The sequence below is a fragment of the Mycobacterium sp. E2479 genome, from assembly GCF_001667925.1.
Classification (GTDB): domain Bacteria; phylum Actinomycetota; class Actinomycetes; order Mycobacteriales; family Mycobacteriaceae; genus Mycobacterium.
In genome coordinates this window covers 1-23,650 of record NZ_LZJR01000006.1, presented here as the reverse complement: position 1 = coordinate 23,650, position 23,650 = coordinate 1, and the positions used below count along the sequence as shown (strand labels likewise).

The 23,650-nt window shown below is 65.1% G+C and carries 27 protein-coding genes, 4 tRNA genes and 1 pseudogene; 19 read left to right on the top strand and 13 right to left on the bottom strand.

Features of this window, described 5'->3' with window-relative positions; genetic code table 11:
- Positions 1–18 precede the first annotated feature (18 nt).
- Positions 19–633, bottom strand: coding sequence for a TetR/AcrR family transcriptional regulator (locus A5686_RS00640; protein ID WP_156749880.1), 615 nt, complete (start codon positions 631–633; stop codon positions 19–21).
- A 68-nt stretch (positions 634–701) separates the two neighbouring features.
- Between A5686_RS00640 and A5686_RS00635 the strand changes: the two genes are divergently transcribed.
- Positions 702–1,775: an oxygenase MpaB family protein gene (locus tag A5686_RS00635; RefSeq protein ID WP_067929837.1), complete on the top strand. Its 1,074-nt coding sequence runs from the start codon at positions 702–704 to the stop codon at positions 1,773–1,775.
- A gap of 21 nt (positions 1,776–1,796) precedes the next feature.
- On the opposite strand, the gene A5686_RS26250 is transcribed toward A5686_RS00635, so the two are convergent.
- From A5686_RS26250 to A5686_RS00620, 3 genes are read right to left on the bottom strand one after another with little or no spacing between them, the layout of a single operon-like run.
- Positions 1,797–2,000, bottom strand: a complete 204-nt coding sequence (locus A5686_RS26250) for a zinc transporter Slc39a7 (RefSeq protein ID WP_082947399.1) — start codon at positions 1,998–2,000, stop codon at positions 1,797–1,799.
- A gap of 30 nt (positions 2,001–2,030) precedes the next feature.
- Positions 2,031–2,444 carry a metalloregulator ArsR/SmtB family transcription factor gene (locus A5686_RS00625; protein ID WP_156749879.1) on the bottom strand — a complete coding sequence of 138 codons (414 nt, stop codon included), beginning with the start codon at positions 2,442–2,444 and terminating at the stop codon, positions 2,031–2,033.
- Between the two features lie 40 nt (positions 2,445–2,484).
- On the bottom strand, positions 2,485–2,982 hold the full coding sequence (locus tag A5686_RS00620) for a nucleoside deaminase (RefSeq protein ID WP_067929836.1): 498 nt from the start codon (positions 2,980–2,982) through the stop codon (positions 2,485–2,487).
- A 119-nt stretch (positions 2,983–3,101) separates the two neighbouring features.
- Here A5686_RS00620 and A5686_RS00615 point away from each other — a divergent pair, with 119 nt between their 5' ends.
- Complete coding sequence (locus A5686_RS00615; protein ID WP_067929897.1) at positions 3,102–4,001, top strand: class I SAM-dependent methyltransferase; 900 nt, start codon at positions 3,102–3,104, stop codon at positions 3,999–4,001.
- Positions 4,002–4,033: 32 nt separating this feature from the next.
- Here A5686_RS00615 and A5686_RS00610 read toward each other — a convergent pair.
- Positions 4,034–4,106: transfer RNA gene (locus A5686_RS00610), tRNA-Lys, on the bottom strand.
- A 124-nt stretch (positions 4,107–4,230) separates the two neighbouring features.
- On the opposite strand from A5686_RS00610, the gene A5686_RS00605 reads away from it, so the two are divergent.
- The 3 genes from A5686_RS00605 to A5686_RS00595 all read left to right on the top strand — a co-directional run bounded on the left by A5686_RS00605 (position 4,231) and on the right by A5686_RS00595 (position 4,513).
- Positions 4,231–4,303 (top strand) — tRNA-Glu (locus A5686_RS00605).
- Positions 4,304–4,332: 29 nt separating this feature from the next.
- Positions 4,333–4,409 (top strand) — tRNA-Asp (locus A5686_RS00600).
- A 27-nt stretch (positions 4,410–4,436) separates the two neighbouring features.
- Positions 4,437–4,513, top strand: a tRNA-Phe gene (locus tag A5686_RS00595).
- A 293-nt stretch (positions 4,514–4,806) separates the two neighbouring features.
- On the opposite strand, the gene A5686_RS00590 is transcribed toward A5686_RS00595, so the two are convergent.
- Both A5686_RS00590 and A5686_RS00585 read right to left on the bottom strand, forming a co-directional pair.
- Positions 4,807–5,610, bottom strand: coding sequence for a transglutaminase family protein (locus A5686_RS00590; protein WP_067929835.1), 804 nt, complete (start codon positions 5,608–5,610; stop codon positions 4,807–4,809).
- A 288-nt stretch (positions 5,611–5,898) separates the two neighbouring features.
- Positions 5,899–6,348 carry a DUF5994 family protein gene (locus A5686_RS00585; RefSeq protein WP_067929834.1) on the bottom strand — a complete coding sequence of 150 codons (450 nt, stop codon included), beginning with the start codon at positions 6,346–6,348 and terminating at the stop codon, positions 5,899–5,901.
- A 469-nt stretch (positions 6,349–6,817) separates the two neighbouring features.
- On the opposite strand from A5686_RS00585, the gene A5686_RS00580 reads away from it, so the two are divergent.
- The 4 genes from A5686_RS00580 to A5686_RS00565 all read left to right on the top strand — a co-directional run bounded on the left by A5686_RS00580 (position 6,818) and on the right by A5686_RS00565 (position 9,528).
- The gene (locus A5686_RS00580) at positions 6,818–7,051 is read left to right on the top strand and encodes a hypothetical protein (RefSeq protein WP_067929833.1); all 234 of its coding nucleotides are present in this window, start codon (positions 6,818–6,820) and stop codon (positions 7,049–7,051) included.
- 548 nt (positions 7,052–7,599) lie between these two features.
- Positions 7,600–7,803 (top strand): cold-shock protein, encoded by a 204-nt coding sequence (locus A5686_RS00575; protein ID WP_067929832.1) that lies wholly within the window; start codon positions 7,600–7,602, stop codon positions 7,801–7,803.
- Positions 7,804–7,932: 129 nt separating this feature from the next.
- Positions 7,933–8,631, top strand: a complete 699-nt coding sequence (locus A5686_RS00570) for a M15 family metallopeptidase (RefSeq protein WP_067929831.1) — start codon at positions 7,933–7,935, stop codon at positions 8,629–8,631.
- Positions 8,632–8,715: 84 nt separating this feature from the next.
- Positions 8,716–9,528 (top strand): methyltransferase domain-containing protein, encoded by an 813-nt coding sequence (locus A5686_RS00565; RefSeq protein WP_067929830.1) that lies wholly within the window; start codon positions 8,716–8,718, stop codon positions 9,526–9,528.
- Here the strand turns inward: A5686_RS00565 and A5686_RS00560 are convergent.
- A pseudogene (locus A5686_RS00560) lies at positions 9,465–9,866 on the bottom strand (SDR family NAD(P)-dependent oxidoreductase); the annotation flags it as partial. The gene A5686_RS00565 and the pseudogene A5686_RS00560 overlap by 64 nt on opposite strands.
- Before the next feature lie 126 nt (positions 9,867–9,992).
- Here A5686_RS00560 and A5686_RS00555 point away from each other — a divergent pair.
- The 4 genes from A5686_RS00555 to A5686_RS00540 are packed head-to-tail and all read left to right on the top strand — an operon-like array spanning position 9,993 to position 13,986.
- Positions 9,993–11,570: a methylmalonyl-CoA mutase family protein gene (locus A5686_RS00555; protein WP_067929829.1), complete on the top strand. Its 1,578-nt coding sequence runs from the start codon at positions 9,993–9,995 to the stop codon at positions 11,568–11,570.
- Positions 11,571–12,011: a cobalamin B12-binding domain-containing protein gene (locus tag A5686_RS00550; RefSeq protein ID WP_067929828.1), complete on the top strand. Its 441-nt coding sequence runs from the start codon at positions 11,571–11,573 to the stop codon at positions 12,009–12,011.
- Entirely contained in the window at positions 11,996–12,952 is a 957-nt protein-coding gene (locus A5686_RS00545) for an LLM class F420-dependent oxidoreductase (RefSeq protein ID WP_067929827.1), read from the top strand. Before A5686_RS00550 ends, A5686_RS00545 begins: the two co-directional genes overlap by 16 nt.
- Complete coding sequence (locus tag A5686_RS00540) at positions 12,949–13,986, top strand: CaiB/BaiF CoA-transferase family protein (RefSeq protein ID WP_067929826.1); 1,038 nt, start codon at positions 12,949–12,951, stop codon at positions 13,984–13,986. Before A5686_RS00545 ends, A5686_RS00540 begins: the two co-directional genes overlap by 4 nt.
- A gap of 93 nt (positions 13,987–14,079) precedes the next feature.
- Here A5686_RS00540 and A5686_RS00535 read toward each other — a convergent pair whose 3' ends face one another.
- From A5686_RS00535 to A5686_RS00525, 3 genes are read right to left on the bottom strand one after another with little or no spacing between them, the layout of a single operon-like run.
- Positions 14,080–15,345 carry an amidohydrolase family protein gene (locus A5686_RS00535; RefSeq protein WP_067929825.1) on the bottom strand — a complete coding sequence of 422 codons (1,266 nt, stop codon included), beginning with the start codon at positions 15,343–15,345 and terminating at the stop codon, positions 14,080–14,082.
- 3 nt (positions 15,346–15,348) lie between these two features.
- Positions 15,349–15,663 carry a DUF4286 family protein gene (locus A5686_RS00530; RefSeq protein ID WP_067929824.1) on the bottom strand — a complete coding sequence of 105 codons (315 nt, stop codon included), beginning with the start codon at positions 15,661–15,663 and terminating at the stop codon, positions 15,349–15,351.
- A gap of 19 nt (positions 15,664–15,682) precedes the next feature.
- A complete protein-coding gene (locus A5686_RS00525; protein WP_067929823.1) occupies positions 15,683–16,021 on the bottom strand; it encodes a 2Fe-2S iron-sulfur cluster-binding protein in 339 nt (112 codons plus the stop codon).
- 91 nt (positions 16,022–16,112) lie between these two features.
- Here A5686_RS00525 and A5686_RS00520 point away from each other — a divergent pair, with 91 nt between their 5' ends.
- The 4 genes from A5686_RS00520 to A5686_RS00505 are packed head-to-tail and all read left to right on the top strand — an operon-like array spanning position 16,113 to position 20,246.
- The gene (locus A5686_RS00520; protein WP_067929822.1) at positions 16,113–17,516 is read left to right on the top strand and encodes a class I adenylate-forming enzyme family protein; all 1,404 of its coding nucleotides are present in this window, start codon (positions 16,113–16,115) and stop codon (positions 17,514–17,516) included.
- Positions 17,494–18,399 (top strand): acyl-CoA dehydrogenase family protein, encoded by a 906-nt coding sequence (locus A5686_RS00515; protein ID WP_067929821.1) that lies wholly within the window; start codon positions 17,494–17,496, stop codon positions 18,397–18,399. Before A5686_RS00520 ends, A5686_RS00515 begins: the two co-directional genes overlap by 23 nt.
- Complete coding sequence (locus A5686_RS00510) at positions 18,386–19,474, top strand: acyl-CoA dehydrogenase family protein (RefSeq protein ID WP_067929820.1); 1,089 nt, start codon at positions 18,386–18,388, stop codon at positions 19,472–19,474. The genes A5686_RS00515 and A5686_RS00510 overlap by 14 nt, the downstream gene beginning before the upstream one ends.
- Position 19,475: 1 nt before the next feature.
- On the top strand, positions 19,476–20,246 hold the full coding sequence (locus A5686_RS00505) for an enoyl-CoA hydratase/isomerase family protein (RefSeq protein WP_067929819.1): 771 nt from the start codon (positions 19,476–19,478) through the stop codon (positions 20,244–20,246).
- Between the two features lie 21 nt (positions 20,247–20,267).
- Here A5686_RS00505 and A5686_RS00500 read toward each other — a convergent pair whose 3' ends face one another.
- A complete protein-coding gene (locus A5686_RS00500; RefSeq protein WP_067929818.1) occupies positions 20,268–21,137 on the bottom strand; it encodes a proline iminopeptidase-family hydrolase in 870 nt (289 codons plus the stop codon).
- 167 nt (positions 21,138–21,304) lie between these two features.
- Here A5686_RS00500 and A5686_RS00495 point away from each other — a divergent pair, with 167 nt between their 5' ends.
- Complete coding sequence (locus A5686_RS00495; protein ID WP_067929817.1) at positions 21,305–22,444, top strand: thiolase family protein; 1,140 nt, start codon at positions 21,305–21,307, stop codon at positions 22,442–22,444.
- Between the two features lie 7 nt (positions 22,445–22,451).
- Entirely contained in the window at positions 22,452–23,339 is an 888-nt protein-coding gene (gene meaB, locus A5686_RS00490; protein WP_067929816.1) for a methylmalonyl Co-A mutase-associated GTPase MeaB, read from the top strand.
- A gap of 224 nt (positions 23,340–23,563) precedes the next feature.
- Here meaB and A5686_RS27720 read toward each other — a convergent pair.
- Positions 23,564–23,650 (bottom strand): hypothetical protein (locus A5686_RS27720; RefSeq protein WP_231986244.1); only part of this gene is annotated, 87 nt, incomplete at its 5' end.

Below are 23,650 nucleotides of genomic sequence, written 5' to 3'. Positions count from 1 at the left end.
CGCGATTGAAAACGCGCGTTACTGCGACTTGCCGAGCTCGCCGGCCGGCACGTACGGCGCGGCCGTGATGTGCAGCATGTTGATGCAGTAATCGATGAATTGTTTGCGAGTCGCGCCGAGCTGCCCGTGCAGGTAGGCGGTGAATAGGCTCGACAACCCGCCGATCAGGCTGGTGGCGATCATCTTCTGCAGTACCGCATCGCCGATCCGGGACAGCTTGTGTTGCAGCAGATCGATGAAATTGGGCATCCACTCCACGCCCGAGCGGATCAGAACGGGCTCCACCGCCGGCGCCAGCAACAGCACCCTTCCGCGGACCGGGTCGTCGACCATCAGCTCGACGAATCGCTCGACCGCCTCGCGCGGCGTCGTCGCCGACGTCAGCGCGTTCATGGCGCGCGTGCAGACATCGTCGTAGACCGCGCGCACGAATTCGTCACGGTCGGCGAAGCTTTCGTAGAAGTAGCGTTCGGTCAGCGCGGCCTCACGGCAGACCGCGCGCACGGTCAGCGCGGGCCCCCCGGCACTGCCGAGCAACTGCACGCCGGCGCTGATGAGGTTGTCCCGGCGGAGCGCGAGTCGACTCTCCAAGGGGACGCCGGTCCAGCGCCCCCGTCGTTGACCCGTCTGCACATCGCTCCTAAGCTCTAGATTGACAACGGTTGTAGTCAAAATTCCACGATACCTGCAGGGACCTGATAGTGACTCAAGATACGTCCGCATCGCCCTCCGTGACCAGCGACGTCGCAGGTAGCGATGTCGCCTGCGCCGCTGAGCAGTCGGTTTCGGCCGCGTCGGCCGACGCATCCGACGGTCTCGCCGGTGGCTGTCCGGTCTCGGCGACGGGATACGACGCACCGCCCGCACCGTTGGGGCCCGATTCGCTGACCTGGCGGTACTTCGGGGATTGGCGGGGCATGCTGCAGGGTCCCTGGGCGGGTTCGATGCAGAACATGCACCCTCAGCTGGGCGCGGCGGTCATCGATCACTCCACGTTCTTCCGCGAGCGCTGGCCGCGTCTGCTGCGCTCGTTGTACCCCATCGGGGGGGTCGTGTTCGACGGGGATCGCGCCCCGAGCACCGGTGCCGAGGTCCGCGATTACCACACCGACATCAAGGGGGTCGACGAACAGGGCCGGCGCTACCACGCCTTGAACCCCGACGTCTTCTACTGGGCGCATTCCACCTTCTTCATGGGCACCATTCACGTGGCCGAACGATTCTGCGGCGGGATCACCGAGGAGCAGAAGCGGCAGTTGTTCGACGAACACGTCGAGTGGTACCGGATGTACGGCATGAGCATGCGCCCGGTGCCGGGATCCTGGGAGGAATTCCAGGCCTACTGGGACCACATGTGCCGCAACGTGCTGGAGAACAACTGGGCGGCCCGCGCCGTGCTCGATCTGACCGAGCTGCCGAAACCTCCATTCGCGCAGTGGATTCCGGACTGGTTGTGGGCCGCGCAACGCAAACTGTTGGCACCGTTCTTTGTCTGGGTGACGGTAGGCCTGTACGACCCACCGGTGCGGGAGCTGATGGGCTACCGCTGGTCACGCCGCGACGAGTGGCTGCACCGGCGCTTCGGCGACCTCGTCCGTGGTGTCTTTGCCCTGCTGCCCCCCAGATTCCGTAAGCACCCTCGGGCCCGGGCCGGCTTGGACCGCGCCAGCGGGCGGATCCCACTCGATACGCCACTGGTGCAAACCCCGGCGCGCAACCTTCCGCCCGAAGAGGAGCGCGGCAACCCCAAGCACTACTGCCCGATGGTCTCCTAAGCCCTCGAGGGTCCGCTCGCGCTATGCGTGCGGGTGACCGTGAACTTCTTCCAGGCCCGCCTGGTGCACGTGCTGATGGTTGTGTTCGGTTCCGTCCTCGTGGGCATGGGAGTGCTCGTGCTCAACATGGTCGTGCTCGTGGGTCGTGTGCGCGTGGGCATGCGTCACGTCGCCGTGCTGGTGTTCGTGCGCGTGTGGCGCGTCGTGGGTGTGCTCTTCGCTCATTGCTGTTTTCTCCTTTGAAATGCCTTGTGGCTATTGCTCGCTCAGCGCGTCGCGCTGCCGCTTCGGCGGGCCGGATGACTGGCCGACGGCCTTGAGCCCGCTGTCCCCGCGATGGTGACCGGGCACACCGGGCCCGGCGTGCTCGGCGTTGAAGACCGCGTCGATGACGAGTTGGCGGACGTGATCGTTCTCCAGGCTGTAGAAGATCGTCGTGCCCTCCCGGCGGGTGCGAACCAGCCGCGCCATCCGCAACTTCGCGAGGTGCTGGGAAACCGACGGGGCCGGTTTGCCCACGTGCTCGGCGAGTTCGTTGACCGCCATCTCGCGGTCCGTCAACGACCAGAGCACCTGCACGCGCGTGGCATCGGCCAGCATCCGGAACACCTCGACCACCAGACTGGCCTGGTCGTCGGGCAGCCGGCCTTCGCTGTTATCTGCATGCATACGCAAATACTAGCGAAAGCCGGTCCCCGTCGCAAAACACTCAGGCAGACGGAACGACCGTCGACCTGCGGCCGCCGTTGCGCTCGTTCCATAGCCGATAGACCTCCACGGCGTCCTCCCTAGGGGCGTAGCGCATGGGCAGGCGTCGCAGGTCCCATCCCTTCGCGAATTCGTCATAGAACGTGGACAACTCGAAGTACTTGCGGTCATCCAGGTAGTACCGCTCGTAGCTGTCCCGGGTGGTCAGGAAGACGACTTCCTTGGGTGAGCAGTAGTACAGCGAGCCCAGGCACATCGGGCACGGGTGCGCCAGCACGTAGACGGTGGCGTCGACAAGGTGCTCGGTCCCCAGCTTCATGCAGGCCTCGCGGATCGCCAGGATCTCCGCGTGCGCGGTGGGATCGTTCGTCTGGGCCACCTTGTTGGCGCTCTCGGCCAGCACCGCGCCAGCTTGGACGATCACTGTCGCGAAGGGGCGGCCGCCCTCGGTCACGTTGCGGCGAGCCAGGTCGATCGTCCGCTGCGCGAAATCGGTCATCGGGCCCTCCGGCGTAGAACAGAAAGCAGACAAGTCGGAGACTAGTCCCGCCGTTGGGATGCGACCTTGCGATACTAACTAGATTGTCTATGTTTTTTGACCCGCTTCAAGGGGGCACCGTGGCGCGCACCGAACGTGATCGTTGGGACCTTGCGACGAGCGTCGGCGCGACGGCGACAATGGTGGCCGCCCAGCGGGCACTGTCTTCCGACGCGAAGTTGATCGACGACCCGTATGCCGCTCCGCTGGTGCGGGCAGTCGGGATCGACGTCTACGTCCGGCTGGTGAACGGCGAAATCGCGGCCGGCGCGAACACCGAATTCGATCCGCAGCGCATGGCGCGGGGGATGGCCTGCCGAACCCGGTTCTACGACCGGTTCTTTCTGGACGCGACCCATAGTGGCATCGGCCAGGTGGTGATCCTCGCGTCGGGCCTCGATTCCCGCGCCTATCGGCTGCCCTGGCCGGCGGGGACGGTCGTCTACGAGGTCGACATGCCAGAGGTGATCGACTTCAAGACCCTGACGTTGGGCGACCTGGGAGCCGAGCCCACCGCCGAGCGGCGCACCGTCGCCATCGACCTGCGCGACGATTGGGCCTCGGCGCTGCAGGCGGCCGGATTCGATCGACAGGCCCCTTCGGCATGGAGCGCCGAGGGCCTGGTGGTCTACCTGCCCGACGAGGCTCAAGACGCGCTGTTCGACAACATCACGACGTTGAGTGTCTCCGGCAGCCGCCTTGCCTTCGAATTCGTGCCCGACACTGCCGTTTTCGGCGACCCGCGATGGCGCGCCCATCACGACCGGATGAGCGAACTCGGGTTCGAGATCGACTTCAACGACCTCGTCTACCACGGCCAGCGCAGCCACATCGTCGACCACCTGGGCCAGCGTGGCTGGCAGACTACGTCCACCACCGTTGCGGAGTTGCACGCGGCCAATGGATTCGTTTACGCCGACGACGACGTCGCCGCGGCCTTCGCCGACATCACTTACAGCAGGGCGGTGCTCGGGCGATGAGCCGTGCGCCGAGCGGGGCTGGCGCGTTGCGGTGCCCCCACCAGGGCTCGAACCTGGGACCTGCGGATTAAAAGTCCGTAGCTCTACCAACTGAGCTATAGGGGCTGCGAAGATTCAGGATACTTGGACCCAAAACGAGGCTCGTTTGAGGATTGGGCACACGGTGACCTAAGCTGACGTGGCTCCCAACGAAACCACGTTGCGAGTACCCCGGAGTGATTCGGTTCTGGCCCCCATCGTCTAGTGGCCTAGGACGCCGCCCTTTCACGGCGGTAGCACGGGTTCGAATCCCGTTGGGGGTACGCGACGCGGTGACGCGGAGCAGCAGCAAGGCCCTGTGGCGCAGTTGGTTAGCGCGCCGCCCTGTCACGGCGGAGGTCGCGGGTTCGAGTCCCGTCAGGGTCGCCAAGCGCGGCGAGGCACTCGCTGCCCTCCGGCCAGGTAGCTCAGTCGGTACGAGCGTCCGCCTGAAAAGCGGAAGGTCGGCGGTTCGATCCCGCCCCTGGCCACCAAGGATCCGCACGGCCGCGGTGACAGCACTGTTGAGCCGGTCAAGGTCGGTTGCGACGTAGTCGAGCCCACCGGAGTAAAGATCGCTGTAAGATTCGCGGCGTAGCCGGCGTGGAGTGCGTGGCTTTGGGAACGTAGCGGGGGTCAGCGCCGGAAGCCTCGGCCCGGCTGCGCAGCCGTGTCGTAGGTCGCGAATTGTCAAGGGCGCCATGATTCCAATGATTTTGGGTCTTTTTTGCCTATGGCTATGGGTCGGATTTGGCCGTCAGGTCAAACCCGTTGGGCCCGGCCGGCTTCACCTGATCGATGCCAGCTGGTCGATCGAGTCCCTGGGCAGGTCGCCGTCGACCACCGCCGTCACCACCAATTTGTCCAGTGTGATCGCGCCGTTGTGGTTGTCGAGGAAAGCGGTGTCTGCGGCGTCGCGTCCGGTGGCGATGCGCACCAGGGTTTGTCTCGGCGCCAGCAGCGTGCCGTCGACCACTCGCCAGTTCCCCTCGACGAACGCCTCGGCTACCGCATGAAAGTCCATTGGGTACAAGCCGGGTGCATACACCGAAACAACACGGGCGGGCACATTGACGGCCCGTAACAGCGCCACCACAAGATGCGCGAAGTCTCGACAGACGCCGGCACCGGCGAGCAATGTATCCACCGCTCCATCGATGGGATCACTGGAGCCTGGTACATAGTTCAGCCGGCTGCCGACCCAAAGCGAAACCCTCTCCAGCAGAGCCGTCGAATCGAGGTAGTTCCCGAATTCGGTTGCGGCGAAGCCGAAGAACTTGTCAGACTCGGCGTAGCGGCTCGGACGAAGGTACATCGACAGGTCATACTCGGTCACCGGTGCGGGATCGGTTTGGCCCACGATCGTCGCGGCGTAGTCGACCCTGAGGTTGCCTACCGGAACGTCCAACTTGTGGATCCGGTTACCGTGCACACCACTGATCTCCAACGGCTGCAGTGGCATTCCGTCTAACACGAATGACAACGACTCGGATACCTCGGCATTGGGATGCGGTGCGACCGCGATCTGGAACTCCAAGGTCGTCGCCGCGGTGATGTCGACCTCGAGTTCAGCGGCGACCTCTCGTCTCATCTGCCCCTCCCGATCGCCAGGTAATCAGGCCTCGATCGCGGCCAGCGGCTCGCTCAGCGGCATTTCCGACGCCGAGGCAGCACATCGCCAGTCCGTACCGCACCACTAGCGTCTCACGTGCGCGAGTGCACCGCAGGAAGAGACGATGTTGGAACGGCGCCGTCCGGCGATTCACGTGTCGCGTCGCCAATGTCGGGTCACCGGACGCCTCGATATCAAGGCCCCAACTGGCCGTGAGGGATCCACCGGCGGCTTGGGCCCCTCATGAGGCGCGCCGATCTTCGTCAGCTAGCAGCGGGAGGCACGTTCACATTGTTGTTGTGCGGCGCGCAGGATCGACTCCGCGAGTATGAATGCGGGTTTGGCGCGGTCGGCGCTCTCGATGGGCAGGTTTGCAGCGCAGCGCAGCACCATGAGGGCCAACGCGCTGTGGGTCGCGTACGAGACGACGAGCAGGTTAGCGCGAGCCTGTGCGCCGCTGACCGTCATCAGGTGCTGGCGTTTGCCTTCCCATCCCGGCCAGTTGAGATCGGGTGGTCGTTGCAGCGACGACCAATTGACGTTGATGGATGTGACGTCTCCGAGCAGAGGAGTCAGGACCGCAACAAGCTCGGGCAATTCATTGGTGATGCGATCTGCGCGCGGCCACCAGGCGCCGTCGATATCCCGGCCGAGTTCGCGAGCCACCGATACGCGGATGGGAGTGGATTGGCGTCGGGTCCTGACCGCGAAGCTCATCGCAGATCCCCCAGCCCGTGGTCCGCGCGCCTGATCGCGGCGGCGCAGCCGTTCGCAAACGCCATCGAAATCTTTTGGTGTCGTGTAGTGGCCGGGGTTGCATAACCCATGGGCGCTTCCTTCGCGCTCGGCGTCGTGGGGCCCGCGGACGCGGGACCAACGGAGGAATCACATTGCCCGTGGGTGTCGTCCGCGCCGGTCGCGCGGTCGACCACCGCTGACAACGAACGGCTCACCTTCGACGCTACGCCACCACCGGCCCACCCGTGCGGGCAGGTTGCCAGCGAAGCGCGCAAGCTCGGTGCGGCTTGCTCGATCGCGTCCTGGAGAATTCGCCCAACAGATGAGCATTGTCATTGCCAAGCGCAACAAATCCCTTGTAGTGCAAGGGATGAGAGACGACGGTTGCCATCTGCGCCAGAGAGCAAGATGACGGGTAGGGTGGTGGGCAACCGCGAGGACGGATTACATGGCAATAATGAACTGGTGCGACGCGATCGAGACCCACCCATCGCAGATCCGGGTCGGTGACATCATCGGCACGCGGCATCCCACAGAACTGCGTCTGACGGTCAAGATGATCAGTGGTCCGCAGAGCGGTCCGGGGCAGTGGACATTTTTCAGTCGAGACGATAACGGTCAGCAGCGAACCAGTACGTTCGGAGAAGGCGAATTGGTCCGCAGGTACGCCAAAGCTTCTTGACGTCCACGTCAATGCCTATCGGCGACGTTGATTGGTAGAACCGACGGCCCCGGTGTCGGGCCGATCGGAGAACGCCGGGTGCTCAACCGGCTTCGCAGAGGTTTCGCCCGAAGCGAGATACTTCGGTGCCTCGGGATGGGAAAACAGGTTCGATTGGTCCATCGGGTAGTCCTTCCGAAATGAAGAGTCGGCCGATGTGCGTTGTTGGCTGCGGACGAGAGTCGCACGGCTGGCTCATTGGTGTTTCGTTCGCGATTCGCGGGGACCGCTAGAGCGCGGCTGCTCTCCACCCTACATGCAGCCAACGCCGTGCCTGCCGTACTCAGGTGAGATGCTGCCTTAGCGCGCTTTTTGCATCCGAGACGGCCGCCCCGGCACAGGCTGGGCGCACCGGTTCCGCCGGTTGCAGCCGTGGCCACGTGTGCAGATTCGCTGCCAAGTGAATTAGCAAGCCGGGCAACTGTTTTCAAAATATGTTCGGCCTCGTGCTACCCTGAGCCGGCATGGATGTGTTTGGTACATCCGCATTGAATGAGAGAAGTAAGTAAATGGCACAGGGAACTGTGAAATGGTTCAACGGTGAAAAGGGCTTCGGCTTCATCACCCCTGACGACGGCACGAAGGACCTCTTCGTCCACTACTCCGAGATCCAGGGAAACGGCTATCGCTCGCTGGATGAAAATCAGCGTGTCCAGTTCGATGTTGAGCAAGGCGCCAAGGGACCCCAGGCAGTAGGAGTCAGTACCGTCTAGGAAATCGACATACGTCACGGTGGGCTGGTTCGGTTCTTCGGACCAGCCCACTGGTTTTTGGCTCTCTGGAACCCACCTTGCCGCTGGCACCTAACCCGATTCGGACCGACGGAACGGGATAATGACCGCATGCGTCTCGCGTGGGTGCTGCGATTGACCATGGCTGTGTGGCTCGCCCCGGTGGGCTGCGCATCCACCGCGCAAGCCAGCCCCGACGTGCCGCCGGTCAGTGACGCTGCACGCGCGGCAGGCTTCGTCGACGTCCGCACTGTCATCCCCGACGCGATACTGGATCTGCGCTACGCGACGACGAACAATTTCACTCACACGCAGCTGTATCCGTCCGACGCCAGATGCCTTGTGCACCAATCGATGGCGCCCGGTCTCGCCGCTGCGGCCGGCGCGTTGCGTCCGCAGGGACACCTCCTGGTCTTCTGGGACTGCTATCGCCCGCACGACGTTCAGGTCAAGATGTTCAATCTGGTCCCCGACCCCGCCTGGGTGGCACGCCCGGGGCCGTATGCGCACAGCCACGAGTCGGGGCGTTCCGTTGACGTGACGTTCACGACGACGCAGCAGCCGTGCGCGTCCGGGCTATACGCGAGCGGACTTTGCCTTGCCGACATGGGTACCGACTTCGACGACTTCACGCCTCGGGCAACCGCTTTCAACACCCAGGGCCTCAGCGCTGACGCCGTGACGAACCGGACGGCGCTGCGGTCGGCCATGACCTATGGCGGGTTGAAGGTGTATTCGGGCGAGTGGTGGCATTTCGATGGCCCGGGAGCCGGTGCCAACCAACCGATCCTCAACGTACCCGTCGACTAGGCGTCTCAAAATACGAGACGGTCATATCACAAAGTGGGCACCTCGCGTAAGCTGCGATCCAGAACCGGCGACCAAGGGGCCACAGTGAACGACCACTATCGAGCGACCTATACGCACGGCCACCACGAGTCGGTGTTGCGGTCGCACCAGCGACGCACCGCCCAGGACTCCGCCGCGTACCTGTTACCGCACCTGAAACCGGGGTTGTCCGTGCTGGACGTAGGGTGCGGACCCGGCACCATCACCGCCGACTTGGCCGCGCGGGTCGCACCCGGATCCGTCACCGCCATCGACCAGGCCACCGACGTACTCAGTGTCGCCCGCGGCGAAGTGGGGCGACGGAACCTATCCAACGTGTCGTTGGCGACGGCGGACGTGCAGAATCTCGACTATCCCGACGGCGCCTTCGATGTCGTCCACGCCCATCAGGTGTTACAGCATGTCGCCGATCCGGTTGCTGCCCTGCGCGAGATGCGGCGGGTGTGCGCGCCGGGCGGCCTCGTGGCCGTCCGCGACGCCGACTACTCCGGGTTCATCTGGTACCCCGAGTTACCGCCGCTCGACCTGTGGCGAGACCTTTACCGTCTAGTCGCGCGCGCCAACCGCGGCGAACCGGATGCGGGCCGGCGACTGCTGGCGTGGGCACGGCAGGCGGGGTTCGGCGACATCACGCCCACAGGCAGCCTGTGGTGTTATGCCACGCCCGCGACACGCGACTGGTGGGGCGGAATGTGGGCCGACCGAATTCTGCACTCGACCGTGGCGCGTGACCTGGTGAGCCTCGACCTGGCGACCACCGCGCAGCTCGAGGAGATTTCTGCCGCGTGGCGTGAATGGGCCGCGTCCCCGGACGGCTGGATTGCCATCCCGCACGGCGAAATCATCTGTCGCGCATGACCTTCAGTCGAGGAACAGGTCCGCGATCGGTTGATCTCCTGCATCGGGTCGTACTTCCTGGCCGACAACGTCGCGGTCGGTTCCACCGCGATGGCGCTGGCGTTGTTGACGCAGACGTCGACTCCGCCGAACCGCTGCACCGCCGCGTCGACTGCCCGCTACGTCCTCTTCGCGGTGGACGTCACCGACGACCGCGAGCGCCTTGCCGCCGGCGGCCTCGATTTCGGCGGTGGCGGTGTGCACCGTCCCGGGCAGACGCGGGTGGGGGTGGCGGTCTTGGCTAGCAACACCACGTTGGCGCCCCGCCGGGCCGCACCGATTCCGAGCGCGAGGCCGATTCCGCGGCTGCCACCGGAGACGACGACGGTGCGAAAGACGAGGAACCGGTGGGCATGGAGCCTCCTTTTACCTGGTCAAACATGTGGTATTGGCATTCTCTTTTTTTGCAAGTACGTTATTCACCGATGGATAATACGGCCCACACTCCGTCTGGCATCCCGCTGCAACCCGTCTACGGGCCGGCGGATGTAAACGCGCAGCCCCCGCAACCGGGGGAGTTCCCCTTCACCCGGGGTAATTTCGCGTCCGGCTACCGCGGCAAGCTCTGGACCTTCCGGCAGTACTCGGGATTCGGCACCGCCGAGGAATCTAACCGCCGCTACCGCTACTTGCTGGATCAGGGCGGGACGGGGTTGTCGGTGGCGCTCGACCTGCCCACCCAGTGCGGATACGACTCCGACGATCCCGAGTTCGGCGAGGAGGTCGGCCGGGTCGGGGTCGCGGTGGATACCCTGGTTGACTTTGAGATCTTGTTCGACGGCATCCCGTTGGACAAGCTCAGCACGAGCATGACGATCAACGGAACGGCGGCGATCCTGCTGGCGTTCTACGTCGCCACGGCGGAGAAAAAGGGCATCCCGCGGCAAAAGCTCACCGGGACCATTCAGAACGACATCCTCAAGGAGTACGCCTCGCGCGGGACGTGGATCTGGCCGCCGGAGCCGTCGCTGCGACTGATCGCCGACACCATCGAATTCTGCGCGGCCGAAGTTCCCCGGTTCAACGCGATCTCGGTGGCCGGGGCGCACTTCCGCGATGCGGGCGCCAACGCGGTGCAGGAGATGGCGTTCACCCTGGCCGACGGGGTGACCTATTGCGACACCGTGGTCGAGCGCGGCCGCATGACGATCGACGAATTCGCGCCGCAGATCTCGTTCTTCTTCTACACCCACGGGGACTTCTTCGAGGAGATCGCCAAATACCGTGCGGGGCGCCGACGTTGGGCGACCATCGTGCAGGAGCGCTACGGGGCGACGACCGCGAAGGCGTCGATGTTCCGCTTCGGCTGCGTCTGCGGTGGCGCGTCGCTGTATGCCCCGCAGGCCCACAACAACATCGTGCGGGTGGCCTACGAGGCGATGGCCGCGGTTTTGGGCGGCGTTCAGTCGATGTTCACCGCTGCGTGGGACGAGCCCTTCGCCCTGCCCACCGAGCAAACCACGACATTGGCGCTGCGCACTCAGCAGATCCTGGCGCACGAAACCGGTGTGGCCAGCGTCGCCGACCCGCTGGGCGGCTCGTATTTCGTGGAGGCGCTGACCGATGCGACCGAGGAGCGCATCATCGAGATCATGTCCGACCTCGAGCGCCACGGCGGAATGGTCCAGGCCATCGAAGATGGTTACCTGCAGGGCCTGATCGCCGACGAGGCCTTCAAGATGCATCAAGACATCGAAGCCGGCACTCGCCCCGTCGTCGGGGTCAACCGGTTCGTGACGGAGGAACCGGCACACGACGTCGTCACCTATGAACTCGACGCCGAAGGACGCGATCTACAGCTCAAGCGGCTGTCCAAGGTCAAGGCTGAAAGGGATTCGACCGCAGTAAAAGCCACCCTTGCGGCGCTGTCGAGCGCCGCCGAAGGAAACGACAATCTGATGCACAAGCTGATCGACTGCGCCAACGCGTACTGCACGGTCGGGGAGATGGTCTCTGCCCTCAAAGCAGTGTGGGGCGAATTCCAGCAACCGGTGGTGTTCTAGATGGCCGTGCGCGTTCTCGTTGCCAAACCCGGTTTGGATGGGCATGACCGCGGCGCCAAGATCGTTGCACGCACCCTGCGTGACGCCGGGTTCGAGGTCATCTACACCGGGATCCGCCAGCGCATCGAGGACATCGCCTCGATCGCGGTTCAGGAAGACGTGGCCGTGGTGGGGTTGAGCATTTTGTCGGGTGCGCACCTGGCGCTCACCGCGCGCACCGTGGAGGCGCTGCGCGCCGCCGATGCCTCCGACATCGCCGTCGTCGTCGGGGGCACCATCCCGCAGGCCGACGTCCCCAAGCTGCTCTCCGCCGGCGCCGCCGCGGTATTCCCCACCGGAACACCGCTGGACGACCTCGTGCGCGACCTCCGCGCACTGACAGGCACGGTGGAAACCGAATCGAAGGAACCCGTCACGGAGGAACCATGCGCGTCGGAGTGATGATCGGTGCCGAGCGGGGCGACATGGCCCGCAAGGTGGACAAACTGGCCTCCGACATCGAATGGGCCGAATCCGCTGGCCTGGACACCGCGTGGATGCCGCAGGTGCCCAACGACTTCGACTGCCTGACCATGGTGACGCTGATGGCCGCCCACAGTTCGCGTATCGAACTGGGTACCGCCGTGGTGCCGCTGCAGGCCCAACATCCGATTGCTCTTGCCCGCCAAGCGCTCTCGACGCATGCGGTGGCCGGGGGACGGTTGGCGCTCGGCGTTGGGCCGTCACACCACTGGATCGTTCGAGACATGCTCGGCCTGCCGTACGACAAGCCGGCCGCCTACACCCGCGACTACCTGGAAGTGCTCAACGCCGCCGTCGCCGGGCCGGGATCGGTTGATGTCGAGAACGATTCGTTCAGGGTGCACAATCCGTTGGCGATCGGGGCCGATACCCCGATGCCGGTGCTCGTCGCCGCTTTAGGACCGGTGATGTTGCAGATTGCCGGTGAGCTCGCCGACGGCACCGTGCTGTGGATGGCCGACGAACGCGCGATCGGCGATCACATCGCGCCGAAGATCACCAAGGCCGCGGCGGACGCCGGACGTCCCTCGCCGCGGATAGTCGCGGGGATCCCGGTATGCCTTTGTGCGCCCGGGCAAGTCGGGGAAGCCAAGGAGCGAGCCAACCGCATCCTGGGCGAGGCCGAGGTGTCGCCCAACTATCAGCGTCTGCTCGACCGCGGCGACGCCCGAGATGTCGGTGATCTGTGTGCGGCCGGTGACGAGGAGGCGATCCTTTCCCGGATGCGCCGCTTCGCCGACGCCGGTGTGACCGATCTGTCGGTGCGGCTGCTGCCCATCGGAGACAACCGCGATGAGCTGGTCGCTTCCAAGCGGCGGACCCGAGAGATGATCGCCTCACTCGCCGCGGAATTGCGTTGACGGCAAGAAACTCCGGGCCGCTGGCCGGCATACGCGTCCTCGAGGTCGGCACCATGCTGGCGGGTCCGTACGCGACCATGCTGCTCGCCGATCTCGGTGCCGAGGTCACCAAGGTCGAACCGGCGGGCGGTGAGATCTCCCGCAGCGTCGGCGCCACCTACTTCGCCAGCCTCAACCGCAACAAATCCAGCATCACGCTCGACCTCAATTCCGAAGCGGGACAGCAGCGATTGGGCGGACTCGTCGCCGAGTCGCATGCCCTGCTGGTGAACCTGAAGCCATCGGCCATCCGCCGGCTGGGCCTGACCTACGACGAGCTGCGCCGGCACAACGAGAAGATCGTCTGTGTGGCGATCACCGGTTTCGGCCTCTATGGCGGCGACGATCCGGCCTTCGACTACGTGGTACAGGCGGGCGTCGGCACCGCCGCCCTGACCGGCGACCCCGACGGGCCGCCGACGCTGCCCGGCTATTCCTCGGCCGACAACTCCACCGGAATGACCGCGGCGTTGGGGCTGTTGGCGAAGATCATCTCCGGAACCGGCGGCCAGGTGGATGTGTCGCTGCGCGACGTCATGCTGTCCCAGCTGAACTATCATGCGTCCGCCTATCTCAACGATGGCGTCGAGCCGGAGCGCCGCCCCTACGGGGCACATTCCTATTACGTTCCCGCTCAGCTGTTTCCAACCGCCGATGGATATCTGGCGCTGTTCATCACGCACGACGGCTTCTGGAAGTCATTCGCCGCCGAAGCGGGCATCGGGGGTTTCGAAACGATGGCCGAGCGGGTCGCCCGCCGCGACGAAGTGCTGGCGGTCGTCACGGCGATGCTGGCCACCGACAGCGCCGTCGGGTGGGAGCGGCGACTGCGCCCGCTCGGAGTTCCGGCCGCCGCCGTTCGTAGCCTCGCCGAGGCGCTCGAGGCCACGCCGGAAGTTGTTGTGACAGCTGGCGAATTTAGGTTGGTAGGAAGCCCGATCCACATCTCGGGGTACGAGCCCGAGTACCGGCCACCGCCGGAGCTGAACCCGTAGGCACCTGTGCCCGGCTTCGAATGTGAAGCCAGTTGCACGTTCGGGCCCGAGCGTGAAGCTAGCCGCACGTTCGTGGGGATTAAGCGGCTTGAGCTAGCGCGCGACGGCGGCTTGCTTTTCCTGGTAGCGACGCGCCCACTCGGCCCGTGACCGGATCGACACGTCGACATCACTTCCCTTGGCGCGCAGTGTCTTGACGTTCGCCTGCTCGCGCGGGATCCGCGCGAAGGGGTCCCAACCAAAGAACCGGCAGGCGTTGCCCCAGGTGATCTTGTTGATGTCGGAATCGTCGGCCGCGGCGGCGTTGAGTTCGAGAAGCACCTGCTCGGGCGCATCCGGCCAGAAGCAGTCCGAGTGCGGGTAGTCGCACTCCCAGGCGATGATGTCGATGCCGATCTCGTGACGCAGCTTCAGCGATGTCTTGTCGGTGACGTAGCAGGCCAGCGAGTGTTCGCGAAAGACGTCACTGGGCAACTTGTCGCCGAAGTCACGGCGTAGCCACTTCTGGTTGGTGTAGTGGCGGTCGCTGCGATCCAGGTAGAACGGAATCCAGCCGATACCGCCCTCGGAGAAGGCGAATTTCAGATCCGGGTAGTTGCGCATGGCGGGACCCCACAGCAGATCCTGCGCGCAGATTGCCGAAACCTGGGTGGCCAGAATGATCAGGTTGTCGATCGGCGCGTTGGGCGCCATGCTGATCGCCCCGAAGCCAGTGCCGATGTGCAGGCACATCACCACGTTCTCCTCGGACAGCGTGCCGAATACCGGACCCCAGTAGTCCTCGTCGTGGTAGCTCGGAAGTCCTTCGAGGTGGGGCAATTCCGGCATGGTGACGGCTCGGCAGCCCTTCGCGGCGACGCGGCGGATCTCGGCGCACATGCCCTCGGGAGTCCAGGTAGGCAGGATCGCGATCGGGATGAAGCGGTCCGGGTAGGACCCGGCCCATTCGTCGATGTGCCAGTCGTTGTAGGCCGACACCATCACCAGGGTGACGTCTTCGCGCGTCATGTTGAGGTGCCGGGCCGAAAAGCCGGTGAACGTCGGGAAGCACATCGACGCGAGGATGCCGTTGCGGTTCATGTCCCGGACGCGTTCGTGGACGTCGTAGACACCGGGACGCATCTCGGCGAACCCGGCGGGATCGCGGCCCCACTCCTCGGCCGGCCAAGACACCACGGCGTTGAGTCCGCTCACGCCCTGTGGCCTGCCCTGGTACATCCACTGGTCGACGCCCTTGTCGTCGGTGACGACGACGGGTGCCTCGTCCCGGTACTTGGTGGGCACGTGCCGCACGAACATGTCTGGCGGTTCGACCACGTGGTCGTCAATGCTCACCAGGATCAGGTCATCGACATTCATGGTCTAGGCGACGCATTCGGTGGTCGTCTCGAGCAGTCGCGGGATCGGCGCAGGATCCAACTGCAGGGCGTCGGACATGTGCAGTCGGCCGGCGTTGGCCATCATGTTGTCCAAGATGGACTGAAGATCGTCACCTTCGAGTTCGTAGATGGCGACATACGGGCCCTGCCCATCAACGGGACGCAGCCGGCGTGCGCCGACGATTCCGTCGAGCGTCAGCAGTTCGGGTATGTGAACTTCGTCGTACCAGGTGTTGTACTCCTGCTCGCGATCCGGCGAGCTGGGCAGACTCTCGACGTACATGATTCCCTTGGCCATTGCCGCCGCCTCTCCGTGGCTACTCGTAGCGCACCGTGACCGAATCCGTATCCGGAACGCCCTGGCACGTCAGAATGTAACCCTCGGCGACCTCGTCGGATTCGAGAGCGTCGTTGACCCGCATGGTGGCATGGCCCTCTTCCAGCCTGGCCATGCACGTGCCACAGTTGCCGGCCTCGCAACTGAACGGCGGTTCCAGCCCGGCCCGCCGCGCGGTCTCCAAAAGAGTCTCGCCCGGGACTATGGGCACCGACACCTTCTTGCGGTCGAGATGAATCGTCACCGTTCCGGCACTGCAGCCGTTTGTTGCCGGATCTGTCACCCGCGGGGTCCCCTCGATGATCCGGGTGACCGTCACTGAGACCGCCCCCTGTCACGTATTTGCATTCTTCAGTATAGAGAATACTATTCTCACGAAGCGATAGCATCTTCTCAAGACGGGATGGGACGTGACCGAGCCGGCAGCGCTCGTCTTCGAGGAACGGCGATTCAGCGTGTCTGAACTCGACGCGTTGGCCGACGGATGGGCCGCCAACCTGGCAAAAGACGGTGTCACCGCGGGTAAGCGGGTCGCTGTCATGGCCTCCAATCGGCCCGAGTTCCTTGCCGTCGTCCTCGCAATCTGGCGACTGGCTGCCACCGCGGTGCTCGTCAGCCCCGCGTGGAAGCGCGACGAGGTCGACCATGCGCTCGCGCTGACCAACCCCGAGCACGCCGTCGGGGACCACCCGGTGCTGGCCGCTTTGATGCCGATGCTGCACTTGGACGAGCCCGCCCCGGCCGCGGAGCCGACAGCTGGCGCACCGCCGCCCACCAACGATGCGGCGCTGGTGTTCAGTTCCGGCACCACTGGCCTGCCGAAGGCCGTCCGGCACACCCACGCCTCGCTGGGTGAGGCGGTACGGCACTGGCGCCAAGCGTTGCAACTGACGCATCACGACCGGATCCAGGTGGCGACACCGCCGTCACACATTCTCGGGCTGTTGAACCTGCTGACCGCGTGGGAGACCGGCGCCTGGGTGCGGCTGCATCGCCGGTTCGACATCGACCGGGTGCTCCACCACATCGAAAGTGACCGCATCACAGTGGAAATGGCGGTCGCTCCGATCGCACAGGCCATCGCCTCGCATCCCGGCCTCGAGTCCTATGACCTGTCGTCGCTGCGCTACATCATGTGGGGGGCCACGCCGGTCAACACCCACGTCGCGCAGACGGTGACGCGGCGCACCGGAGTGCGTTGGCTTCCGGCCTACGGAACCACGGAATTGCCTGTCGTAGCGTGCAATCCGGTCGCAGGTTCGCGGCTGGACACCGTGGGACGAGCCGTCCCCGGGGTGGACCTACGCGTCGTTTCACTCGAGACCGGCGAGCCGGTCGGTCCGGGCGAGGTCGGCGAAATCCAGGCCCGGTCTGCGTCGCTGATGGCCGGATACCTGCCGGCCGAAGCGACTTCCGAGGCTATCGATGACAGTTGGTACCGCACCGGGGATGTGGGCTGGCTCGACACCGGCGGTTGGCTGCGAATCACCGACCGGCTCAAAGAGATGATCAAAGTGCGCGGATTCCAGGTCGCTCCAGCCGAAATCGAGGCGGTGTTACACGGTCATCCCGCCGTCAAAGACTGCGCGGTGTTCGGCATTCCCGACGAACGCAACGGCGAAGCCGTCGTCGCCGCGGTCGCGACGTCCGAGCCCGTCGATGCGGCCCAACTCACCGCCATGGTGGACGAAAGACTGGCGTCCTACAAACGTCTGAGCCGGGTGGTGTTCGTGCCAGACATTCCCCGCCTGCCCTCCGGCAAGGTGCTGCGCCGAGCGCTGAAGGAGCGTTATGGATGTACGTCTGACAGCTGAACAACGGCAATTACGTGATGCCGCCGCCAAGCTCGCCGACGATCTGGGGCCCGCAGCGGTGCGGGATCTCGATGACCAGACCCGAATTACGCGTCTGGACAAGCAGATCGAGAACACCGGCTGGCGGTCGTTGCGTTCCGACGGGGCCTCCGGCGTGGAGGTAGCGATCGTGGCCGAGGAATTCGGCCGCCGCCTGGTTGACACGCCCTTCCTCGGGCCTGTCCTCGCCGACGATCTGGGCCGCCACGTCGGCGCGGACGTATCGGCGGCAACGGTAGCCGTCGACAATCGAGTGATCGATGCCCGCGGCGCCAAGCGCGCCCTGTCGCTTTCGGGCGGCGCAGTCCTTGCCGTCGGTGTGCAGGCTTCGCCGCAGAGCGTCGACCTCACCCGGGCTGACGCCACGATCGCAGGATCCCCGGAGACGTTGGGGGACGTGTCTTCCGAGATCGCCGAGCAATGGCGGGCCCTCGCGCTGGTCACCACGACGGCGGACTTGGTCGGTGTCGCCAGGGGCGCGCACGCCGTCGCCTGCGACTACGCCAAAATCCGTGAACAGTACGGTCGGCAGATCGGCTCCTATCAAGCCATCGCCCACCTGCTGGCCGAAAGCCTGGCGCTGATCGAGGGTTCGGTGAGCGTGTTGCGCCATGCCGCGTGGGCGGCCGATGAGCTCGCTCCGGTCGAAGCCATTCGGGCCGCCCAAATCGCCAAGGTCTACTGCGCGCGCGCCACCCGCACCGTCTGCGAGACCGCCATCCAGGTGCACGGCGGTATCGGCAACACCTGGGAATGCGTGGCACATGTCTACTTGCGCCGGGCGCTCACATCGACCGAGCTGTGGCCGGTCGCGTTGAAGGAGATCGATCTTGGACTTTCGTGACTCACCCGATGAAGCCGCCTTCCGGGAACGGCTGCGCACGTGGCTTGCCGCGCACGCCAAGGAGTTTTCCGGCTCGGGCGACGAGTATTGGGTGCGCATGGCGGACTGGCATCGCGCCCTTTACGAGAACGGCTTTTTCGGCCTGTCCTGGCCACAAGACTGGGGTGGCCAGGACTTGGCGCCGGTCTATGACGTCATCGTCGATGAGGAGCTGGTTCGCGCCGGTGCGCCGCCGCGCCCCAGCGTCGGTTACCTGGTCTACGGCATCGGTGCACACGCCAGCGACGAGCTTCGGAAGCGCTTTCTGCCCGGCATCATCAACGGCACCGAGCGCTGGTGCCAGGGCTTCAGCGAACCGGGTGCCGGCTCGGATCTAGCGTCGTTGACCACCACCGCTCGCCTCGAAGGCGACAACTATGTGGTGAACGGGCACAAGATCTGGACCAGCTACTCCGACGTCGCGGACCGGTGTCTGTTGCTCGCGCGCACCGACCCCGGGGCCAAGCGCCACCGCGGCCTGTCCGCGTTCGTCTTGGACATGAAACAGCCTGGCGTGCAACAGCGCCCGCTGCAAATGATCAACGGGGTTACCAACGAATTCGGCCAGGTGTTCTTCGACGATGCGATGGTGCCGACGGACCGGATGGTCGGTGCTCCCGGCGATGGCTGGGCCGTCGCCATGACCGTCGTGGGGCACGAACGCGAGCCCTCCACGCTCGGCTATGCTGCGCGCTACGGCAAGCTCGTCCGAGAGCTGTTGTCGCGCAACGAGGGCGAAGCGCCCGAAGAGCTGGCGTGGGCCGCGGTTCAGTCGCAGATGCTGACCCACCACGTTCGGCGTCGGTTGTCCGAACAGCTCGATGGGGTATCGCACGGATCGGGAGGCTCGCTGGACAAGCTGCTGATGACCTGGGTCGAACAATCCGTCGGGCATGCGGCCCTGGCCGTCGCGGGAACACGCGATCCCGATCTGCTGAGCGCCTACCTGTACAGCCGGGCGCAGAGCGTCATGGGTGGAACATCACAGATACAAAAGAACATCATCGCTTCACGAATCTTGGGATTGGGAGTCTGACGTGTACGACATGCCTACCGAAATCGACGTTCAGGCCGACGGCGCACTGCGCATCATCACGCTCAACCGGCCGGATTCGCTCAACTCGGTCAACGACAACCTGCACGTGGGGCTCGCCCGATTGTGGCAGCGACTCACCGACGACCCCACGGCCCGCGCCGCGGTGATCACCGGCGCCGGCAGGGCGTTTTCGGCCGGCGGTGATTTCACGTACCTCGAAGAGCTGGCCAACGATGCTGAGTTGCGCGCCAAGACCATTCGCGACGGACGCGAAATCGTGCTCGGCATGGCACGTTGCCGAATTCCGGTGGTGGCGGCGGTCAACGGCCCCGCCGTCGGACTGGGCTGCAGCCTGGTAGCACTCAGCGACATCGTCTATATCGCCGAGGACGCCTATCTGGCCGATCCGCACGTGCAGGTGGGCCTGGTGGCCGCCGACGGTGGACCGCTGACCTGGCCGCTGCACATCAGTCTGTTGCTGGCCAAGGAATTCGCCCTCACCGGCACCCGCATCACCGCGCAGCGGGCTGTCGAACTCGGATTGGCCAATCACATTGCCGATGATCCCGTTGCCGAGGCGATCGCCACGGCCAAAAAGATTTTGGAGCTGCCGCAGCAGGCGGTGGAGAGCACCAAACGGGTGCTCAACATTCATCTGGAACGGGCCGTGCTCGCCAGCTTGGACTACGCGCTGTCGGCCGAGAGCCAATCCTTCTTGACCGAGGACTTCCGGGCAAACGTTGCGAAATTCAATGCAGCCAAGAGGAACTGAGGTTACTGCACTCCAACAGTCTTAGTCGTCCTGCCGGCGCAGGAAGTCCCGCACCACCGCATCGAACTTTTCCGGCTCCTCGATGAACGGCATATGAGCGCTGGCTTCGAACAGCTCGAAACGGGAACCAGCTATGCGCTGGTGCATATCCCACATGTGTTCGAGCACGCATTCGTCGTACCTACCCGCGAGCAAGATTGTCGGCACGGTGATTTCATGGAGCCTCTCGACCACATCCCAGTTGCGGATCGTCCCCACGATGTGAAAGTCGCTGGGGCCGAACATGGTCTCGAAGATTTCGGCGCCCATGTTCCGGAACGCATCCTCGAGCTCGCGCGGCCAAGGGCGTACCCGGCATAGGTAGGTTTCGTTCCAGGTGCGGATGGCGGCCTGATACTCGGGCGCGTGCGTGCTGCCCGCGGCCTCATGCCGGTCGATGGCGGCCTGGGTGGCCGGATCCAGCTCGGACTTCAAGCGCGCCACCATCTTCGCGAACTGCGGGATGGAGGCGATGCTGTTCGAGATGATGAGACTGACGGCTCCAGATGTCGCATCGAGCATGTACTGCTGGGCCATCATCCCACCCCACGAATTGCCGAAGACGTGGAAGCGCTCCAGCCCCAACTCCCGTACTACAGCATCCATTTCGGCGATGGACCGGTCCATGGTCCAGAGTTCGGCGTTCGACGGGCGCTCGGAGTTCCCACAGCCGAGCTGATCCCAGAAGACGACCTCTCGTTCGTCAGCCAACCGTTGCAGGGAGTTCAGGTAAGTGTGGGGTAGACCGGGGCCGCCGTGCACAACCAGAAGCGGAAGACCCGGCCCGGCGCCAACCCGTTTGAACCACACATTCCCGCCGGGGACCGCGATCGTCCCTTGCGGTTGAGTCATTCACCCTCCTGGCAAACCGTTGCGGACGATGCTCCTATGGAGTGTAGGCATGCGCGCCCGGGCGCCCTCCTTGCAACTCATACTCTCGAGTTGAGAGAATAATGTTCTCATGAATGTGCGGATCTCTCTCGGAGTTCCGCACTTGCTCGTTGGACTGGAGAAGCCCCGTGCCTGAAGCCGTCATCGTGTCCGCACTGCGCACCCCCATCGGCACCGCTCGCAAGGGGACTTTGCGTGATACCAGCGCTTTCGATCTGGCGCACCATGTGGTTACCGAAACGGCAAGAGATCTGGACCCAGCGCAGGTCGACGATGTGATCCTGGGCGAAGGGCTCTACGGGGGCGGCGTGATCGCCCGCCACGCGGCTATCACGGCCGGACTGTCCCACGTCCCCGGCCTGGCCAACAACCGGCACTGCGCGGCCGGGCAGGCGGCGGTGCAGAGCGCGGCGGCAAGCGTGCGCGCCGGGATGGACGAGTTGATCATCGCTGGCGGTGTGAATGCGGCGTCGACGTCTCCGCGCAGCCGCCTGCAGGTGGACGGTGAGTGGGTCGACTGGTTCCCGCCGACCCATCCGAACCGGCTCGACGCGCCGAACATGGACATGTCGATCACCGTTGGCTGGAACGCCGCGGTCAAGGCCGGCGTGAGTCGGGAGGAGATGGACGCCTGGGCGCTGCGGTCACACCGCAATGCCATCGCCGCCATCGACGAGGGCCGCTTCAAGCAGGAGATCGTCCCGATCGAGACGCCGCACGGCCTGTTCGCGGTCGATGAGCATCCGCGGCGGGACACCACCATGGCAAAGCTAGCCGCGCTCAAGCCGCTGCACCCTGAAATCGAGGGATTTTCGATCACCGCCGGCAACGCGTGCGGGGCCAACGACGGTGCGGCCGCGCTGGTGATCGCCAGCAACCGGCTGGGGCTGCCCGCGCTGGCCACCATCCGGTCGTGGGCATCGGTCGGGGTCGACCCGGCGATCACCGGGCTGGCACCGGTGGAGGTGATACCGAAAGCCCTTGACCGAGCGGGACTTTCGGCCTCGGACGTGGATCTTTTCGAGATCAACGAAGCCTTCGCCGCGATGTGCGTGGCCACCGTCAAACTGCTCGAGCTTGACCCCGACAAGGTCAATGTCAGCGGCAGTGGCTGCTCGTTGGGCCACCCCGTCGCGGCGACCGGAGCCCGGATGCTGGTCACCCTGGTGCACGAGTTGCGCCGCCGCGGGGGTGGCATCGGCGTCGCGGCGATGTGTGCGGGCGGTGGAATGGGTTCTGCGACGGTAATCGAGGTGCCGGCTCCATAATGCGTACATGATCATTGCCGATCTGATTGCCCGCGCGCGCAACGGATCTCCCCGCGCGGCCGGTAGGCTTCTCAGCCTCGTCGAGGGCGAGCAGCGCGACGAGGTCCTGGCGGCCATCGGCCCCGCGCCGCAGGGCATGGGGCCGGTCGTCGGCATCACGGGCCCGCCGGGCGCGGGGAAGTCGACGACGGTCGCCGCTCTGGTCGCCGCGTACCGAGAACGGGGCTGCCGGGTGGCGGTGTTGGCAGTAGACCCATCGTCCCCGTTCAGTGGGGGCGCGCTGCTGGGCGATCGAATCCGAATGGCCGCGCATATCAACGACTCCGACGTACTCATCCGTTCGGTGGCCACCCGTGGGCATCTGGGCGGCCTTGCGGCCGCGGTTCCTGCGGCCATCCGGTTGCTGGGGGCGATCGGATACGACGTGGTCCTGCTGGAGACGGTGGGGGTGGGACAGTCCGAGATCGAGATTGCTGCCGTCGCCGACCCGACCGTCGTCATCCTCAATCCCGGCGCGGGCGATGCGGTTCAGGCCGCCAAGGCGGGCGTGCTCGAAGTCGCCGACATCGTGGCGGTCAACAAGGCGGACCGGGACGGAGCCGAACAGACGGTTCGGGATCTCCGGGCCGAAACCAGCGCGCCCATCGTTTCGCTGATCGCCCACCGCGGTGAGGGCATCAAAGACCTGATGGCGGCCATCGAGGACCACCGCCGCACCGACAGCCGCGCCCGCAGGCTCGCCCGCGCGCGAGCGCAGATTCTCTCGCTGGCGCACACCCGGCTGCGTAGCCAACCCGATCTGGACCGGCTCGCCGAGGCGGTGGTCGACGGCGACCAGGACCCATACACCGCAGCCGATCAGCTGATTTCACCTTCTTCACCGCTAACGGACTGACGGCGCGTTTGTCCGCGATTGGGGGACGGCCTTCATCATCTTTGCGGCCGATCGGCGGACGTGCGTCGCGTGCTATCGCCCTGAGTTGAGGTTCAAACAGATCACTTTGGTTCGGGTTAGCGTGCGCGCCGGTGTTGCTATGCGTGTCGTGTTCGAATCTTTCAGCGCATCAACTCATTTGGGCTTTGATCCGGTGCTGACGATTACCGGCGGCGGTGAATTCCCTAGTTGGTCGGTGGTGGTTGGGGTTGGAAGGGTTCATACCACCACCAGTTGGCGCGTTCGCCGGTGGGTGCGGGGTAGGGCGCCAC

What these genes read in the sequence shown, in the direction of transcription:
- A5686_RS00575 (WP_067929832.1), top strand. Translation starts at nt 7,600, where the DNA reads ATGGCACAGGGAACTGTGAAATGGTTCAACGGTGAAAAGGGCTTCGGC.
- A5686_RS00570 (WP_067929831.1), top strand. Translation starts at nt 7,933, where the DNA reads ATGCGTCTCGCGTGGGTGCTGCGATTGACCATGGCTGTGTGGCTCGCC.
- A5686_RS00500 (WP_067929818.1), bottom strand. Translation starts at nt 21,137, where the DNA reads ATGACTCAACCGCAAGGGACGATCGCGGTCCCCGGCGGGAATGTGTGG.
- A5686_RS00535 (WP_067929825.1), bottom strand. Translation starts at nt 15,345, where the DNA reads ATGAATGTCGATGACCTGATCCTGGTGAGCATTGACGACCACGTGGTC.
- A5686_RS00625 (WP_156749879.1), bottom strand. Translation starts at nt 2,444, where the DNA reads ATGCATGCAGATAACAGCGAAGGCCGGCTGCCCGACGACCAGGCCAGT.
- A5686_RS00580 (WP_067929833.1), top strand. Translation starts at nt 6,818, where the DNA reads ATGGCAATAATGAACTGGTGCGACGCGATCGAGACCCACCCATCGCAG.
- A5686_RS00555 (WP_067929829.1), top strand. Translation starts at nt 9,993, where the DNA reads ATGGATAATACGGCCCACACTCCGTCTGGCATCCCGCTGCAACCCGTC.
- A5686_RS00585 (WP_067929834.1), bottom strand. Translation starts at nt 6,348, where the DNA reads ATGAGCTTCGCGGTCAGGACCCGACGCCAATCCACTCCCATCCGCGTA.
- A5686_RS26250 (WP_082947399.1), bottom strand. Translation starts at nt 2,000, where the DNA reads ATGAGCGAAGAGCACACCCACGACGCGCCACACGCGCACGAACACCAG.
- A5686_RS00530 (WP_067929824.1), bottom strand. Translation starts at nt 15,663, where the DNA reads ATGGCCAAGGGAATCATGTACGTCGAGAGTCTGCCCAGCTCGCCGGAT.
- A5686_RS00550 (WP_067929828.1), top strand. Translation starts at nt 11,571, where the DNA reads ATGGCCGTGCGCGTTCTCGTTGCCAAACCCGGTTTGGATGGGCATGAC.
- A5686_RS00620 (WP_067929836.1), bottom strand. Translation starts at nt 2,982, where the DNA reads ATGACCGATTTCGCGCAGCGGACGATCGACCTGGCTCGCCGCAACGTG.
- A5686_RS00545 (WP_067929827.1), top strand. Translation starts at nt 11,996, where the DNA reads ATGCGCGTCGGAGTGATGATCGGTGCCGAGCGGGGCGACATGGCCCGC.
- meaB (WP_067929816.1), top strand. Translation starts at nt 22,452, where the DNA reads ATGATCATTGCCGATCTGATTGCCCGCGCGCGCAACGGATCTCCCCGC.
- A5686_RS00515 (WP_067929821.1), top strand. Translation starts at nt 17,494, where the DNA reads ATGGATGTACGTCTGACAGCTGAACAACGGCAATTACGTGATGCCGCC.
- A5686_RS00590 (WP_067929835.1), bottom strand. Translation starts at nt 5,610, where the DNA reads ATGAGACGAGAGGTCGCCGCTGAACTCGAGGTCGACATCACCGCGGCG.